At 69.4% G+C, this 15,377-nt stretch carries 11 protein-coding genes; 7 read left to right on the top strand and 4 right to left on the bottom strand.

Annotation, left to right across the window (positions count from 1 at the left end):
• The first annotated feature begins 7 nt into the window (after positions 1–7).
• A complete protein-coding gene (locus Q9R33_RS10080; RefSeq protein ID WP_310246887.1) occupies positions 8–1,126 on the top strand; it encodes an epoxide hydrolase in 1,119 nt (372 codons plus the stop codon).
• Positions 1,127–1,133: 7 nt separating this feature from the next.
• Here Q9R33_RS10080 and Q9R33_RS10075 read toward each other — a convergent pair whose 3' ends face one another.
• Positions 1,134–3,185 (bottom strand): M3 family metallopeptidase, encoded by a 2,052-nt coding sequence (locus tag Q9R33_RS10075; protein ID WP_311293665.1) that lies wholly within the window; start codon positions 3,183–3,185, stop codon positions 1,134–1,136.
• Positions 3,186–3,305: 120 nt separating this feature from the next.
• Here Q9R33_RS10075 and Q9R33_RS10070 point away from each other — a divergent pair, with 120 nt between their 5' ends.
• The 3 genes from Q9R33_RS10070 to Q9R33_RS10060 are packed head-to-tail and all read left to right on the top strand — an operon-like array spanning position 3,306 to position 5,520.
• On the top strand, positions 3,306–3,944 hold the full coding sequence (locus tag Q9R33_RS10070) for a helix-turn-helix domain-containing protein (protein ID WP_311293664.1): 639 nt from the start codon (positions 3,306–3,308) through the stop codon (positions 3,942–3,944).
• On the top strand, positions 3,941–4,171 hold the full coding sequence (locus Q9R33_RS10065; protein ID WP_311293663.1) for a hypothetical protein: 231 nt from the start codon (positions 3,941–3,943) through the stop codon (positions 4,169–4,171). The genes Q9R33_RS10070 and Q9R33_RS10065 overlap by 4 nt, the downstream gene beginning before the upstream one ends.
• A complete protein-coding gene (locus Q9R33_RS10060) occupies positions 4,168–5,520 on the top strand; it encodes an MFS transporter (RefSeq protein WP_311293662.1) in 1,353 nt (450 codons plus the stop codon). Before Q9R33_RS10065 ends, Q9R33_RS10060 begins: the two co-directional genes overlap by 4 nt.
• An 11-nt stretch (positions 5,521–5,531) precedes the next feature.
• On the opposite strand, the gene Q9R33_RS10055 is transcribed toward Q9R33_RS10060, so the two are convergent.
• The 3 genes from Q9R33_RS10055 to Q9R33_RS10045 all read right to left on the bottom strand — a co-directional run bounded on the left by Q9R33_RS10055 (position 5,532) and on the right by Q9R33_RS10045 (position 9,881).
• Positions 5,532–5,780 (bottom strand): hypothetical protein, encoded by a 249-nt coding sequence (locus Q9R33_RS10055; RefSeq protein ID WP_056367450.1) that lies wholly within the window; start codon positions 5,778–5,780, stop codon positions 5,532–5,534.
• Position 5,781: 1 nt separating this feature from the next.
• Entirely contained in the window at positions 5,782–8,397 is a 2,616-nt protein-coding gene (gene valS, locus Q9R33_RS10050) for a valine--tRNA ligase (protein WP_311293661.1), read from the bottom strand.
• Between the two features lie 146 nt (positions 8,398–8,543).
• On the bottom strand, positions 8,544–9,881 hold the full coding sequence (locus Q9R33_RS10045; RefSeq protein WP_311293660.1) for an MFS transporter: 1,338 nt from the start codon (positions 9,879–9,881) through the stop codon (positions 8,544–8,546).
• Between the two features lie 325 nt (positions 9,882–10,206).
• Between Q9R33_RS10045 and ileS the strand changes: the two genes are divergently transcribed.
• The 3 genes from ileS to Q9R33_RS10030 are packed head-to-tail and all read left to right on the top strand — an operon-like array spanning position 10,207 to position 15,358.
• Positions 10,207–13,605: an isoleucine--tRNA ligase gene (ileS, locus tag Q9R33_RS10040; protein WP_311293659.1), complete on the top strand. Its 3,399-nt coding sequence runs from the start codon at positions 10,207–10,209 to the stop codon at positions 13,603–13,605.
• A complete protein-coding gene (locus Q9R33_RS10035) occupies positions 13,602–14,960 on the top strand; it encodes a folylpolyglutamate synthase/dihydrofolate synthase family protein (protein WP_311293658.1) in 1,359 nt (452 codons plus the stop codon). The genes ileS and Q9R33_RS10035 overlap by 4 nt, the downstream gene beginning before the upstream one ends.
• Positions 14,948–15,358: a DUF4233 domain-containing protein gene (locus Q9R33_RS10030; RefSeq protein ID WP_056367445.1), complete on the top strand. Its 411-nt coding sequence runs from the start codon at positions 14,948–14,950 to the stop codon at positions 15,356–15,358. Before Q9R33_RS10035 ends, Q9R33_RS10030 begins: the two co-directional genes overlap by 13 nt.
• Positions 15,359–15,377 lie beyond the last annotated feature (19 nt).

Genomic DNA, 15,377 nt, shown 5'->3' with positions numbered 1-15,377 from the left:
TCGGCCCATGCCGACCGTTCGCCCCTTCTCGATCCACGTGCCCGACGCCGCACTCGCCGATCTGCAGGACCGCCTCGAGCGCTTCCGGCCTCTTCCTGAATCTCCGCGGCGACCGCCCTCGGGCATGAACGCCGGCTATCTCGCCACCCTCGTCGCGGCGTGGCGCGACTGGGACTGGCGGGCGCGCGAGGCGTGGCTGAACGCGCATGCGCAGTTCCTCGCCGACGTCGGCGACACGACGATCCATTTCGCGCATCTGCGCTCCGCCCGTGACGACGCGCCCGCGCTCCTGGTGATGCACGGCTGGCCGCACACGTTCGCGCTGCAGCTCGACTTCGCGGATCTGCTGCCGGACTTCCACGTCGTGGTGCCGAGCTTCCCCGGCTTCGCGTACTCGTCCGCCTACGCCGAAGGCCCGATGACCGAGACCCGGCTCGCCGCGACGATGCATGTCCTCATGACCGACGTGCTCGGCTATCGGACCTACCTGACCTACGGCGAGGACGTGTCGGCGAACGTCAACGACCTGATCGCGGGATCGTACCCGGAGGCGGTGTCGGGTGTCGTCGTCACCCACTCGCATTTCCCCGCCATGGCCGAGCGCGAGCTGCTCACCGCCCCTGACGAGGTCGCCTTCTTCACGCGCCTCGAGCAATGGGGTGGCACCAACGGCGCCTACGGGCACGTGCAGGCGACCCGGCCCGATACGCTCGCGGCCGCCCTCAACGACTCACCGGCGGGTCTGCTCGCCTGGCTGACCGAGAAGCTCGTGGAGTGGAGCGACACTCCACAAGCGGACCCGCGCGCGGTCGAGCGACGCATCTCTCGCGACCGCATCCTGACCGAGGCGATGATCTACTGGACGACCCAGAGCATCGGCACATCGTTCCGGCCGTATTACGAGGGCGCCGACCAGCCCGACGAGATGCCGCCCGTCGCGGTTCCGGCATCCGTACACATCCAGCGCCACGAAGGCGACTATCCCGAATCGCTGGCGCGACGCTTCTACCGCGACCTGCGCACGTTCGAGCGGCTCGACGAGGGCGGCCACTTCGCGATCGCCGAGGTGCCCGCCGTGATGGCCGAGCGGGTGCGCGCCTTCGCCCGCGGACTCGACCTGCTGTGAGCGTCGGCTACCCTGCCAGTCCGCGGCGTTCGAGCAGCGGCTGGATCTCGGCGTCGCGGCCTCGGAAGTCGCGGTAGGCCTCGAGCGGGTCCTTCGAACCGCCCACCCCCAGCAGCCGGCCGCGGAAGCGATCGCCGTTCTCGCGACGGAGGCCGCCGTTCTCGCGGAACCATTCCACTGTGTCGGCGTCGAGCACCTCGCTCCAGATGTACGAGTAGTAGCCGGCGCTGTAACCGCCCGAGAAGACGTGGGCGAAGTAGGTCGACGAGTAGCGGGTCGGCACGACCGCGTTGTCGAGGCCGATGTCGGCGAGTGCGGCCGCCTCGAAGTCCGCGACGTCGATGTCCGCCGCGGCGCCGTCGACCGACAGCGAGTGCCACGCCTGGTCGAGCCATGCCGCCGCGAGGTACTCGCTCGTCGCGAAGCCCTGGTTGAACGCCTCCGACGCATGCAGCTTCTCGACGATCTCGGCGGGCAGCGGCTCGTCGGTGTCGATGTGGCGGGCATACGAGGCGAGGATCTCGGGCCAGTAGATCCACATCTCGTTGACCTGGCTCGGGAACTCGACGAAGTCGCGGTAGACGTTGGTGCCGGCGAAGTGCGGGTACGTCACGGTCGCGAACAGTCCGTGCAGGGCGTGTCCGAACTCGTGGAACAGCGTGGTCACCTCGTCGAGGCTGAGCAGCGTGGGCCGCCCTTCGGCGGGCTTCGGCACGTTCAGGTTGTTGACCACGATCGGCTGCGTGCCGCGCAGCCGCGACTGCAGCACGATCGAGTTCATCCATGCGCCGCCGCGCTTGGTGTCACGCGTGTACAGATCGAGGATGTACAGCCCGAGCGTCGATCCGTCGGCGTTGTGGATCTCGAACACGCGGGTGTCGGGGTGATAGCCGGCGAGGTCTGGGCGCTCGGCGAACGTGATGCCGTACAGATCGGTGGCGGCCCGGAAGACGCCGTCCTGGAGCACCCGCTCCGCCTCGAACCACGGCCGCAGCGCGGCGCGGTCGAGGTCGTACTCGGCCGCGCGCACCTTCTCGGTGTAGAACGCCCAGTCCTGCGCCTCCAGCGAGAACGGCTCCGGCTCGGCGTCGACGATGGCCTGCAGCTTGGCCTGCTCGCGCCGGGCGTTGCGTGCGGCAGGTGCGGCGAGCTGGCGCAGGAGGTCGTGGACCGCCGCGGGGGAGCCGGCGGTCTCGTCCGACGTGATGTACGACGCGTGAGAGTCGTAGCCGAGCAGGGCCGCCCGCTCGGCGCGGAGGCGGACGATCTCGAGCAGGGTGGCACGGTTGTCGTGCTCGTTGCCGCGCGAGCCCCGGGAGCGTGATGCCGCGAGCAGGCGCGCACGGGATCCGCGGTCCGTCAGGCTCGACAGGTAAGGATGCCCCGTGAAGAGCGTCAGGGTCACGACCCACTTCCCATCGAGTCCGCGGTCCGCGGCGGCCTGCGCCGCTGCCGACAGCTCGCCCTCCGAGAGCCCGTCGAGTTCGGACGCGTCGTCGAACACGATCGCGAGGTCGTTGGTGTCGGCAAGGAGGTTCTTCTCGAACTGTGTCGTCAGGGTCGAAAGCCGCTGATTCAGCTCCGTGAGACGCTGCTTCGCCGTGTTGTCCAGTCCCGCGCCGGCGTGCGCCATCTCGGTGTGGTGGCGCTCCACGAGGTACCGCTGCTCGGGCGACAGATCGAGCTCATCGAGCTGTTCGTGGATCGTCCTGATGCGCCAGAACAGGTCCGAGTCGAGCTGGATCGAGTCCTGGTGCGCCGACATGAGGGGCGCGAGCTGTTCCTCGATCTCCTGGATCTCGGGCGTCGCGTCGGCCGAAGACACGGTGTAGAACGTGCGGGCGACGTCACCCAGAAGACGTCCGCTCTCTTCCAGCGGCACCAGTGTGTTCTCGAACGTCGGCATCGAGCGCACGCGCGTGATCGCCGCCACCTCGCGGGTGTGATCCGCGAACGCCTGCTCGAACGCCGGCAGGTAGTGCTCAGGGCGGATGACCGCGTACCGGGGCAGTCCATACGGCAGCGTGCTGGGAGACAGGAGCGGGTTCTCGTTCGGCATGGCGTCCAGCCTAGTCACGCGGATCGGCTATGCCGCGACTCTTTTGCAAAGATCCACTTGCAAACAATTGATTGCAAAGAAGTACTTGCAAAGAACTCTTTGCATCGCTAATCTGAGGTCATGGCAGAGAACGACACACCCGAGACTGCGGATGCCGCCGCCCGCACCGAGGAGCGACACAACCAGGATCGCGTCCTCGACTCCGGGGCGCTCCGCGCTCTGGCGCACCCGTTGCGCGTGAAGATCTACGACATCCTCAGCCAGTACGGCCCGCAGACGGCGAGCTCTCTGGCGGAGCGGCTGGGGGAGTCCAGCGGGTCGACGAGCTATCACCTCCGCGCGCTCGCCAAGCAAGACCTCATCCGGGAGGCCGAAGACCGCGGCACCGGCCGCGAGCGGTGGTGGGAGCGTCCCGTCGGCGGCGTGTCGTTCGCCAACCCGGATGCGATGGCGACGCCCGCCGGTCGTGCGGCGACGCAGGTCGTGATGAACGAGTTCCTGCGCAACCGCAACGACCAGCTGCTCGACTTCGTCAACCGCGGGATCGGCGGCGAGGACCAGATGTGGCAGGACGGCACGCTGATCTCCACCGCGACCGCGCGCCTCACCCCCGAGCAGAGCAAAGACCTGGCGCTCAAGATCATGGCGCTCATCGACGAGACCGTCGACAACTACCGCAATCAGACAGGCGAGAACGTCCGCCCCGTCACCATCCGGGCCGACCTGTTCCCGCTCCCGCAAATAGGAGGACAGTCATGACCGCCATCACGGCAGACGAACTCGCGGCACGTGGGTTCCGGGCATCCGCCACCCGATTCGACCGCGCGCTGCTGCGCGCAGCATCCGCTCTCGACGCGTACGTCGTCGCACGCGTCGAGAAGCGAGACGACGCCGAAGAGCGTCGCGCACTGACCGCACAGGCCGCCGCGATCGGGGCTCGACGTGAAGCCGAGGCCCGCGCCGCGATGGGGCTGCTGCCGCGATGAGCGACAGCGTCGACACGGCAGAGCGGACCGGATCGTCGGCCGGGCGGGCACGCAGGGTCCCGCTCGGCCGCGATTTCGGAAAGCTGTGGACCGCGGCCGCGTTCAGCAACCTCGCGGACGGCCTCGGTCGCGTGGCGGTCCCGCTCATCGCCACCACCCTGACCCGAGACCCGCTCGCCATCTCGGCGATCACCGCGCTCGCGTTCCTCCCGTGGCTCGTCTTCGGCCTGCCCGCCGGCATGCTCGTCGACCGGTTCGACCGCCGCTGGATCATGGCCATCGCCAACGGCATCCGTGGACTCGCTGCGGTCGGGCTCGCTGTGCTCACCGTCTCGGGGGCGCTCGACATCTGGTGGCTGTTCGCCGGCGTGCTCGTCTTCGGTCTCGGCGAGACGCTGTTCGACAACGCGACGAACGCGATCATGCCGGCGGTCGTCAAGCGGCCGGCACTGGATCGCGCGAACGGCTGGATGCAGGCCGCGCAGATCACGATCGACAGCTTCATCTCATCGCCGATCGGCGGCGTGCTGTTCGCGATCTCCCTCGCGCTGCCGCTGTGGGTGGGCGCTGCGGGCTACCTCATCCCGATCGTGCTCGCGGTGATGCTCCCGCTCTCAGCCGCTCGTCCGCTGCGCGATGCTCGCGCCACGTCCGTGCGGGCTGAGGCGGCGGTCGCAGCCGGCGACCCGCTGGCGGCCTCCGAAGAGGCTGCGGAGACGGATGCTGCTGCCCCTGCTTCTTCGAACGTCTCGGCTCGCGACGCCTTCGTGTACCTCTGGAACCACCGGTTCCTGCGCTCGATGGTGATCTTCACCTCGATCGTCGGTTCGGCCTTCGCGTTCGCCCAGGCACCCGTGTACCTGTACTTCCTCGACGTGCAGCACGTGCCTGCGGCCGCGATCGGCGTCGTCACCGCCGGGATCGGGCTCGGGGGACTCGCGGGGTCGCTGGTGGCTTCGTCGCTCGTCGCGAAGTTCGGCCGCGGCCCGGTGATGCTCGGCGCCAACGTCGTCGCGGCCATCAGCCTCGCGGCGGTGTGGGCGGCGCCCGAGGCGATCACGGGAACCATCGCGTACGGCCTCATGGCCGCGGCCGTCTCCGTGTGGAACGTGCCGTGGGGGGCGCTGCGCCAGACGATCGTGCCGGGTCACATCTTCGGACGCGTGCTGGGGATCACCCGCACCTTCACGTGGGGCATCTTCCCGTTCGCGACGCTTCTGGGCGGTTGGGTCGCCCGCATCGATCTGCGGCTGCCGTTCCTCATCGCCGCGGGAGTGACTCTCGTCGCGACCCTGTTCGCCGTCCGGCTGCTCCTCTCGGCGTCGCATCACGACGCACCGGAGGAATGAGCCGCTGAGGCTTACGCGAAGCCGTCGTCCGGATCATGCCGGACGACGGCTTCGCCGTCGGCGTCCAGCGACACGATCACGCCGGTGTCGAGCTCTGCGATCGGCTTGCCCTCCAGCCACGTGAGCGTCCAGCGCGGACGCGGCTGACCCAGCTGGTCGGCGGGGATCGTCTCATCGACGGAACGGATGCCGCGCACCAGCGCGGCCGGGACGGCCTTCGGCGGTTCGTCGCCCGAGGTCCAGCGTGTTCCGAGCTGCATGTCAGACCTCCTGAGGGGCGAGCTCGATCTCCGTGACGGAGACGGCATCGGCGTCGGCGTACTCGATCTCGGCGATCCGGCCGACCGCCTTGAGGTCGCCCTCCGCGAGACGCAGCGCATCGAGCGCGGCGGCCGGTCCGGCGAGGACGGCGCGGGCGACCGCGGTCTTCTGCGAGGCCTTCGCCTCGGTCTTCGCGCGGCGGATGCCGATGAGCGCCGCGCTCGCGGCGGTCAGCACGGCGGGGTCGCCCCACTCCTCCTCAGGCGCCACGGGCCAGTCTGCGGTGTGCACCGAACCGTCGTTGAACCATGACCAGGCCTCTTCGGCCGCGAACGCCAGCACAGGGGCGAGGAGCCGCAGCAGCGCCGACATCGCCAGGCGCAGCGCGAGTGCGGCGGAGGCCTGCCCGGCGTCGGTCTGGTTGTACGCGCGCTCCTTGACGAGCTCGAGGTAGTCGTCGCAGAACGTCCAGAAGAACGACTCGGTCACCTCGAGCGCACGCGCGTGGTCGTAGTTCTCGAGCGCCTTCGTGGCGTCGCGCACGACGCCGTGGAGCGTCGCGAGCATCGATGCGTCGAGGGCGTGGGTCACCTCGGCGCCCTCGGGCACCGGGAACGACAGCACGAACTTCGCGGCGTTGAGAACCTTGATCGCGAGGCGGCGGCCGATCTTGATCTGCGTCGGGTTCTGCGGGTCGAAGGCCGCGTCGGTGCCCAGACGGCTCGAGGCCGCCCAGTACCGCACAGCGTCCGAGCCGTGCTGCGCCAGGATGTCGGCGGGCGTGACGACATTGCCCTTCGACTTCGACATCTTCTTGCGGTCGGGGTCGACGATGAAGCCGGAGATGGCGGCATCCGACCAGGGCGCACGGTCGTCCTCGAGGGCGCTGCGCAGCATGGTCGAGAACAGCCACGTGCGGATGATGTCCTGGCCCTGCGGGCGCACGTCGAACGGTGCCACGAGGCTCCAGAGCTCCGGATCGCGATCCCAGCCGCCCGCGAGCTGCGGCGTGAGCGACGACGTCGCCCACGTGTCGAAGATGTCGTTCTCGCCGTCGAAGCCACCCGCGACGCCGCGCTGGTCGGCGCTGTAGCCGGGAGGGACGTCGGTCGACGGATCGACGGGAAGGGACGCCAGGTCAGGGGTGAGCACGCGGTCGTAGTCGCGCTGGCCGTTCTCGTCGAGCCCGTACCACAGCGGGATCGGAACGCCGAAGAAGCGCTGGCGCGACACGAGCCAGTCGCCGGTGAGACCGTTGGTCCAGTTCTCGTAGCGGACCCGCATGAAATCGGGATGCCACGACATCTGCTGTCCGAGCGCGATGAGCTTGTCGCGCAGCTCGGCGTCGCGCGCGCCGTTGCGGATGTACCACTGGCGCGTCGAGACGATCTCCAGCGGACGGTCGCCCTTCTCGAAGAACTTCACCGCGTGGCTGAACGGCTTGCCGACGGCGGAGATGTCGCCGGTCTCCTGCAGCTTCTCGACCAGGGCCTTGCGGGCGGAGAAGACCGTCTTGCCCGCCATCTCCGCCTCATACCACGCGCTCGCCTCCGCGTTCGCGACGATCGAAGGCGCCTGGGGCAGGAAGCGCCCGTCGAGTCCGATCGTGGTCATGTTCGGCAGGTGGCGGCCGTCGGTGGTGCGCAGCTCCCGCCACCACACGATGTCGGTCACGTCGCCGAAGGTGCAGACCATCGCCGCGCCCGTGCCCTTGTCGGGCTGCGCGAGGTGGTGGCCGTGGATCTCGATGTCGGCGCCGAAGAAGGGGCTGCGCACCTTCGTGCCGATGAGGTGCTTGTGGGGACCCTCGGGATGGGTGACGATCGCGACGCACGCGGGAAGCAGCTCGGGACGAGTGGTCTCGATCGTGATCGCACCGGAGCCGTCCGCGAACGGGAAGTCGATGGTGTGGAACGACGCCTGCTGTTCGCGGTCCTCGAGCTCTGCCTGGGCCACGGCGGTGCGGAAGTCGATGTCCCACATCGTCGGCGCGAGGTCCTGGTACGCCTCGCCGCGCTCGAGGTTGCGCAGGAACGCGCGCTGGCTCGTGCGGATCGTGTCGTCGGAGATGGTGCGGTAGGTCTGCGTCCAGTCGACACTGAGGCCCAACTGGCGGAAGAGCGCCTCGAACTGCTTCTCGTCCTCGACGGTGAGCTTCTCACACAACTCGATGAAGTTGCGGCGGCTGATGGGCACCTGGTCGGCGGCGCGGCTCGACTTGTTGTCGCCGCCCTCGAACGGCGGCGTGAAGTCGGCGTCGTACGGCAGCGACGGGTCGCAGCGAACGCCGTAGTAGTTCTGCACGCGGCGCTCGGTGGGGAGCCCGTTGTCGTCCCAGCCCATCGGGTAGAACACCGTCTTCCCGCGCATGCGCTCGTAGCGCACCTTGAGGTCGGTGTGCGTGAACGAGAACACGTGCCCGATGTGCAGGCTCCCGGACGCCGTGGGCGGGGGAGTGTCGACCGAGTACACGCCTGCGCGACCGACCTGTGCGGCACGAGCGCGGTCGAACAGGTACGTGCCCTGCCCGGACCAGGCAGCATCCCACTTCTCCTCGAGGCCCTCCAGCGCGGGCTTGTCCGGAATCTGACCCTGTGCGGGGCGGGCGTCGGTCATGGCGTCTCCTCGAGGCGATATGTGCGGCACTGTGTGAGCGTGCCTGAGTGTGGGATGTCGCTCGATTCTACCCGGGTGCCCGTGCACCGGCAGAAGCGAGCGGACGCCGGAGGTTCCGGCATCCGCTCGCTTTCATTCGTCTTCGCTCAGGCGCCAGTCGTCGCGGTCGCCGGGTCGCTCGCGAGTTCGGGCTCGACGCTGCGGCGGGAGGCCAGCCACGCGGATACGAGGGTGATGACCGACATGATGGCGAGGATCACCCCGGGATGCCACCACGCGAAGCCCGTGGCCACGCCGAGCTCGAACGTGAGGTAGGGCACGAAGCCGCTGATCGTCGCCGCCAGGGCGTACGCGAACGACAGCGCCGAGTAGCGGAAGCGATCGGGAAAGAGGTCGTTCATGAGACCCCCGAGCGCGGCCCAGGCCATCGTCGGCAGGATGCCGCCGACGAGCATCGTCGCGATGAGGATCGGGAAGGTCGCGAACTGGAGGAGGAAGTACATCGGGAACGTGATGAGGAGTGTGCCCAGGGCGCCCCACGCGACGACGTTCGCGGAGCCGACACGGCTGGCCCACGCGCCGAACAGCGGGATGGTGACGAGCTGCAGCAGGCCGCCGATCGTGGTCGCGATGAGCAGGTCCTGGAAGCTGAAGCCCAGCTGGTCCACGCCGTAGTTGACGGTGTACGTGTTCATCAGCGAGTACGACCCGATGCCGAGGAGGGCGGCGCCGATGGCGATGGCCATGGCGCCGGGGCGCTTCGCGAACATCGTGAGGAAGGGGACGCGGTCGCGGCGCCCCTCGGCGACGACGCGCTCGAACACCGGTGTCTCGGTGATCGACCACCGCAGGTACAGCGACACCAGCAGCAGCGGGATGGCGAGGAGGAACGGGATGCGCCAGCCCCACTGCGCGATCTGCTCCGCCGGGAGGACTGCCGTCAGCACGAGGAACACCGTCGCGGACAGGATCGAGCCGACGGGCGATCCGAGCTGGGGGACCGCGGCGTAGAAGGCGCGCTTGACGGGTCCGGAGTTCTCGGTGGCGATGAGGATCGAGCCGCCCCACTCCCCGCCCAGCGACAGGCCCTGCACGATGCGGAGGAGGATCAGAAGGACGGCGCCCAGCCAGCCCGCCTGCGCATAGGTGGGGAGAAGGCCGATGCCGCCGGTCGCGACACCCATGATGGCGACGGTCCACAGCAGGGTCGCGCGGCGGCCGAGCCGGTCGCCCATGTAGCCGAAGATCACCGCACCGATCGGGCGCACGACGAACGCGAGGGCGATGGTGAGGAAGGCCGCGCTGGTCGCGCCGAAATCACCCAGCGGGTTGAAGAACAGAGGGCCGACGAAGAACGCCGAGAAGTAGGCGAAGAGGTAGAAATCGAAGGACTCGAGGGAGGTGCCCACCATCGACGCCCACGCGACGCGACGCGTCGGGGCGGTCTCGAGGGCGAGCGCGGGTTCGGGTGCTGCTGCGGTCACGGGCGTCAATCTTGGCACGAGTCCAGAAACCCCGACGGCGGGTGCCGCATTCCCTCTTGCACAGCCACGGTAGACTCGTCGGACCAGCGCGGATCCGGCCATCACCGGGGAGCTCTCGGAAGAACAGGACCCCACGCACGTGGCGCCCCCAGTAGAACCGAGCGGGTCAGGCCCGTCATAGCCGCTGTGAGAGAGGGCGTCTCGGTCCCTGAGCCTGTCGAAGGGCCCGAGCGTCAATGCAGGGTGGTACCGCGGTGCGTCTGGTCAGGGATCCAGGCAGTGTCGTCCCCGCAGGAAGCACACGAGCGAGCACCTGCGAGAGAAGATGACCTACCCCCGCCCCTCCGCCTTCGGGCCCGCGGCCGACGCCGCGCCGGCCGCCGTCGTTCCGAGCCCCCGGTTCCCCGAGATCGAGCAGCAGACGCTCGCGTTCTGGGAGGCCGACCACACCTTCCGCGCGTCCATCGACCAGCGCGATGGCGCCGAGGAGTGGGTCTTCTACGACGGCCCGCCCTTCGCCAACGGGCTGCCGCACTATGGCCACCTGCTGACCGGCTACGCGAAGGACGTCTTCCCGCGCTTCCAGACGATGCGCGGCAAGAAGGTCGATCGCGTCTTCGGCTGGGACACGCACGGCCTCCCGGCGGAGCTCGAGGCGATGAAGCAGCTCGGCATCACGGAGAAGAGCGAGATCGAGGCGATGGGAATCGCCACGTTCAACGCCAAGTCGCGCGAGTCGGTGTTGGCGTACACCCGGGAGTGGGAGGACTACGTCACCCGCCAGGCGCGCTGGGTCGACTTCGAGCGCGGGTACAAGACGCTCGACCTCACGTACATGGAATCCGTGCTGTGGGCGTTCAAGACGATCTACGACAAGGGCCTCGCCTACGAGGGGCACCGCGTGCTGCCGTACTGCTGGCGCGATGAGACGCCGCTCTCGGCCCACGAGCTGCGCATGGACGACGACGTCTACAAGATGCGCCAGGACCCGTCGGTCACCATCACGTTCCCGCTCACCGGTGTGAAGGCGGAGGCGCTCGGGCTCACCGGCGTGCGTGCGCTCGCGTGGACGACGACCCCGTGGACCCTGCCCACGAACCTCGCCCTCGCGGTGGGTCCCGACATCCGCTACGCCGTCGTTCCCGGCGGTCCCCACGGGGCGGCCGACGTCCCGGCGGGGGACGATCCCGAGGGCGCCACCGCGCACCGATACCTCCTCGCCGAGGATCTGCTCGCGGGCTACGCGAAGGACCTCGGGTACGACTCCGTCGAGGCCGCGCGCGAAGCCGTGGAGCAGACGGTGCTGGGCGCCGACCTCGAGAACGTCACGTACGACCGCCTCTTCGACTACTACGCGGATGCCTCGATCTGGGGCACGCAGAGCGCGTGGCGCCTGCTCGTCGACGACTACGTCACGACGGGCGACGGCACCGGCATCGTCCACCAGGCGCCGGCGTTCGGTGAGGACGACCAGCGCGTGACCGAGGCCGCCGGCATCCCCCTCATCATGAGCCTGGACGACGGCGGGCGCTTCCTGCCGCAGGTGACGGATGTCGCCGGCGAGCTGTGGATGGACGCGAACCGTCCGCTCATCCGCCTGCTCAAGCAGGAGGGGCGCCTGCTGCGCGAGGCGAGCTACGAGCATTCGTACCCGCACTGCTGGCGCTGCCGGAACCCCCTCATCTACCGGGCGGTGTCGAGCTGGTTCGTGCGCGTCACCGACATCAAGGACCGCATGCTCGCGGGCAACGAGCAGATCACGTGGGTGCCCGAGAACGTCAAGCACGGCCAGTTCGGCAAGTGGCTCGACGGCGCGCGGGACTGGTCGATCAGCCGCAACCGGTACTGGGGCTCGCCGATCCCGGTGTGGAAGAGCGACGACCCGGAGCACCCGCGCGTCGACGTCTACGGGTCGCTGGAGGAGCTCGAGCGGGACTTCGGGCGTCTCCCGACGAACGCGGACGGCGAGGTCGATCTGCACCGCCCGTACATCGACGACCTGACGCGCCCGAACCCGGACGACCCGACCGGCAAGAGCACGATGCGCCGGATCGAGGACGTGTTCGACGTATGGTTCGACTCGGGGTCGATGCCGTACGCGCAGGTGCACTACCCGTTCGAGAACCAGCAGTGGTTCGACGAGCACTCGCCGGCCGACTTCATCGTCGAGTACATCGGGCAGACGCGCGGCTGGTTCTACGTGATGCACGTGCTCTCGACGGCGCTGTTCGACCGCCCGGCGTTCACGGGCGTGTCGTGCCACGGCATCGTCCTGGGCAGCGACGGGCTCAAGATGTCGAAGTCGCTGCGCAACTACCCCGACGTCAGTGAGGTGTTCGACCGCGACGGATCCGACGCGATGCGCTGGTTCCTGATGTCGAGCTCCGTGCTGCGCGGCGGCAACCTCGTCGTGACCGAGGAGGGCATCCGCGCCGGCGTGCGGGAGTTCCTGCTGCCGCTCTGGAACGCGTGGTATTTCTTCGCGACGTACGCCAATGCGGCCGGCGGCGCGGGTGGCGAGGGCTACCAGGCGTCGTGGCGCACCGACTCGACGGATGTGCTCGACCGCTACATCCTGGCGCTCACCGGCGACCTGGTGCGCGATGTCGCCGCCGACCTCGAGGTGCTCGATTCGACGCTCGCCGCGGCGAAGGTCCGCGACTTCGCCGAGGCGTTGACGAACTGGTACATCCGCCGCTCGCGCGACCGGTTCTGGGTGGGCGTCTCCGCCGACGGCAGCCCCGATCACGCCAAGAGCCGCGAGGCGTTCGACACGCTCTACACCGTGCTCGAGACGCTCACGCGCGTCGCGGCGCCGCTCATCCCGCTGGTCTCCGAGAAGATCTGGCAGGGCCTCACCGGCGGACGCAGCGTCCACCTGCAGGACTGGCCCGACGCCGACGCCTTCCCCGCGGCCGACGACATCCGCGCCGCGATGGACGCCGTCCGCGAGGCATCCAGCGTCGCGAACGCGCTGCGCAAGAAGGAGGGCCGTCGCGTGCGCCTGCCGCTTCCCACCCTGACGGTGGCGGTTGCGGATGCTGCGTCCCTCGCGCAGTTCGACGGCATCCTGCGCGACGAGCTCAACGTGAAGTCGGTCGAGCTCATCGAGCTCGGCGACGACGTCGCGGAGCGCTACGGCATCAGCAAGCGACTCAGCGTGAACGCGCGCGCCGCGGGTCCACGCCTGGGCAAGCAGGTCCAGCACGTGATCTCGGGCGCGAAGGCGGGCGTGTGGGAGGAGCGCGACGGTGTCGTGGTCGTCGACGGCATCGCGCTGGAGCCAGGGGAGTACGACCTCACGCTCGAGGCCGGCGGCGTCGCCGACGGCACGGCGATCGCCCTTCTGGCGGGCGAGGGCTTCGTCCTGCTCGACACGACGACGACGCCCGAGCTCGAGGCGGAAGGTCTGGCCCGCGACGTGATCCGCGCCGTCCAGGACACCCGCAAGGCGGCAGGTTTCGATGTGAGCGACCGCATCCGCCTCGGCCTCGTGTTCGACGACGAGGCCGACGGCGAGGCGGTTTCCGCGGCCTTCGACATCGCCGACGTGGCAGGCGAGACGCTCGCGCTCGCCCACAGCGTGCGCACGCGGACAGCCGAGCTCGCAGCAGCCGGTGACTCCGGGACACCCATCGAGTTCGAGGCGGTGGTCGACGCGGGAACGTATGCCAACCGCGGCGCCTTCACCGTCTCGGTCGGCCGGACGGAGGCCACAGCATGAGCGATCGCGACCGCAAGCGCGCCGACGCCGTCTACGAGGCGCTGCTGCAGCGCCAGGGAGAGCGGTGGGTGCAGCCGCGCGTGGAGCGCACGCGGCGCGTGCTCGAGCTGCTCGACGACCCCCAGAAGACGTACCGCGTCGTCCATGTCACCGGAACCAACGGCAAGACGTCGACCAGCCGCATGATCGAGACTCTCGTGCGCGCACACGGCCTGCGCACGGGCCTGTTCACCAGTCCGCACCTCGAGCGGTTCACCGAGCGCATCATGGTCGACGGCGAGCCGGTCGACGACGCGGCGATCGCCGACGCGTGGGACGAGATCGCACCGTTCGTGGAGCTGGTGGATGCGGAGCTCGCCGCGAGCGACGATGCACCCCTCACGTTCTTCGAACTCCTGACGGTGCTCGCGTTCGTCGCGTTCGCCGACGCGCCGATCGACGTGCTCGTGCTCGAGGTCGGCATGGGCGGGTCGTGGGATTCCACCAACACCGCCGACGGTGACGTCGCGGTGTTCGCGCCCATCGACCTCGACCACGCGGACCGGCTCGGCGACACGATCGCCGAGATCGCGAGCGTCAAGGCAGGCATCATCAAGGACGGCGCAGCCGTGGTGTCGGCTCGGCAGGATCCCGCCGCCGAGGCGGTGCTGCGCGAAGCTGCGGCCGCCCACGGCGCTTCGATCGCCTTCGAGGGCTCCGAGTTCGCACTCGCCCAGCAGCGCCTCGCGGTCGGCGGGCAGCAGATCAGCGTGCGCGGCCTCGCCGGCACCTACGAGGACGAGTACCTGCCGCTCTACGGCGCCCACCAGGGCTTCAACGCGGCGCTCGCGATCGCGGCGGTGGAGTCGCTCGTCGGCGGTGCGTCGCAGCCGATCGCCGGGGACGTGCTGGCGGAAGGCCTCGGCGCAGTGACCTCGCCCGGACGCCTCCAGCTCGTCGGTGCCGCACCGACCGTGCTGGTCGACGCGGCACACAATCCGCACGGTGCGCGTGCTCTCGTCACCGCGCTGCGCGAGGCGTTCGACTTCGACGAGTGGGGTGTGGTGCTCGGTGTGCTCTCCGACAAGGATGCCGCCGGCATCGTGTCCGAGATCGCACCCGTCGCCGCCCAGGTGTTCGCCACCGCCCCTGACTCGGAGCGGGCGGAGGACGCGGATGCCATCGCCGACCTCGCGGAGGCGCACGATCTGCGCGTCTCGGTTCACAGCGACCTCGCCGATGCCGCGGAGGCGGCGCGGGCGTGGGCCGCGGCATCCGATCGACGTGGCGTCGTGATCGCGGGGTCGGTCGTGCTCGCGGGGGAGGCCCTCGCGCTCGCTGCCGACGAGGACTGGAAGGCCGGGTGGAACGCGTGACCGGCGAGAGGCAGCCGAAGGCCCGTCGCCCCCGCGGTGCGGCGGAGTCGCTCGCGACGATCGTGCTCGGCTTCGAGTCGATCGTCGTCTTCCTCGGAGGTCTGGCCGTTTACGGTCTGAAGGCGTTCCCCGCGTCGATCGAGCCGTGGTGGGGCATCGTCGCCGGGGCCGGACTGGCCGTGCTGATGATCCTCACGACGAGGGTCGTGCGCTACCGGTGGGGCATCGTGCTCGGGTGGGTGCTGCAGGTCGTCGTGCTGCTCGGCGCCTTCCTCGTGCCGGCGCTCGCCATCGTCGCGCTCATTTTCGGCGGCATGTACGGGTATGCGACGATCAAGGGGGCCGCTCTCGACCGGCGCAACGCGCGCCTCGCGGCGGATCCTCCTCCCCACGCCTGATCAGCAACGAAAGGTCCCG

This window comes from Microbacterium sp. PRC9, from assembly GCF_031844125.1.
Classification (GTDB): domain Bacteria; phylum Actinomycetota; class Actinomycetes; order Actinomycetales; family Microbacteriaceae; genus Microbacterium.
This window is presented reverse-complemented; position numbering and strand designations above follow the sequence as displayed.

Coding starts and splice junctions, on each gene's coding strand:
- Q9R33_RS10080 (WP_310246887.1), top strand. CDS start 8: ATGCCGACCGTTCGCCCCTTCTCGATCCACGTGCCCGACGCCGCACTC.
- Q9R33_RS10075 (WP_311293665.1), bottom strand. CDS start 3,185: ATGCCGAACGAGAACCCGCTCCTGTCTCCCAGCACGCTGCCGTATGGA.
- Q9R33_RS10070 (WP_311293664.1), top strand. CDS start 3,306: ATGGCAGAGAACGACACACCCGAGACTGCGGATGCCGCCGCCCGCACC.
- Q9R33_RS10065 (WP_311293663.1), top strand. CDS start 3,941: ATGACCGCCATCACGGCAGACGAACTCGCGGCACGTGGGTTCCGGGCA.
- Q9R33_RS10060 (WP_311293662.1), top strand. CDS start 4,168: ATGAGCGACAGCGTCGACACGGCAGAGCGGACCGGATCGTCGGCCGGG.
- Q9R33_RS10055 (WP_056367450.1), bottom strand. CDS start 5,780: ATGCAGCTCGGAACACGCTGGACCTCGGGCGACGAACCGCCGAAGGCC.
- valS (WP_311293661.1), bottom strand. CDS start 8,397: ATGACCGACGCCCGCCCCGCACAGGGTCAGATTCCGGACAAGCCCGCG.
- ileS (WP_311293659.1), top strand. CDS start 10,207: ATGACCTACCCCCGCCCCTCCGCCTTCGGGCCCGCGGCCGACGCCGCG.
- Q9R33_RS10035 (WP_311293658.1), top strand. CDS start 13,602: ATGAGCGATCGCGACCGCAAGCGCGCCGACGCCGTCTACGAGGCGCTG.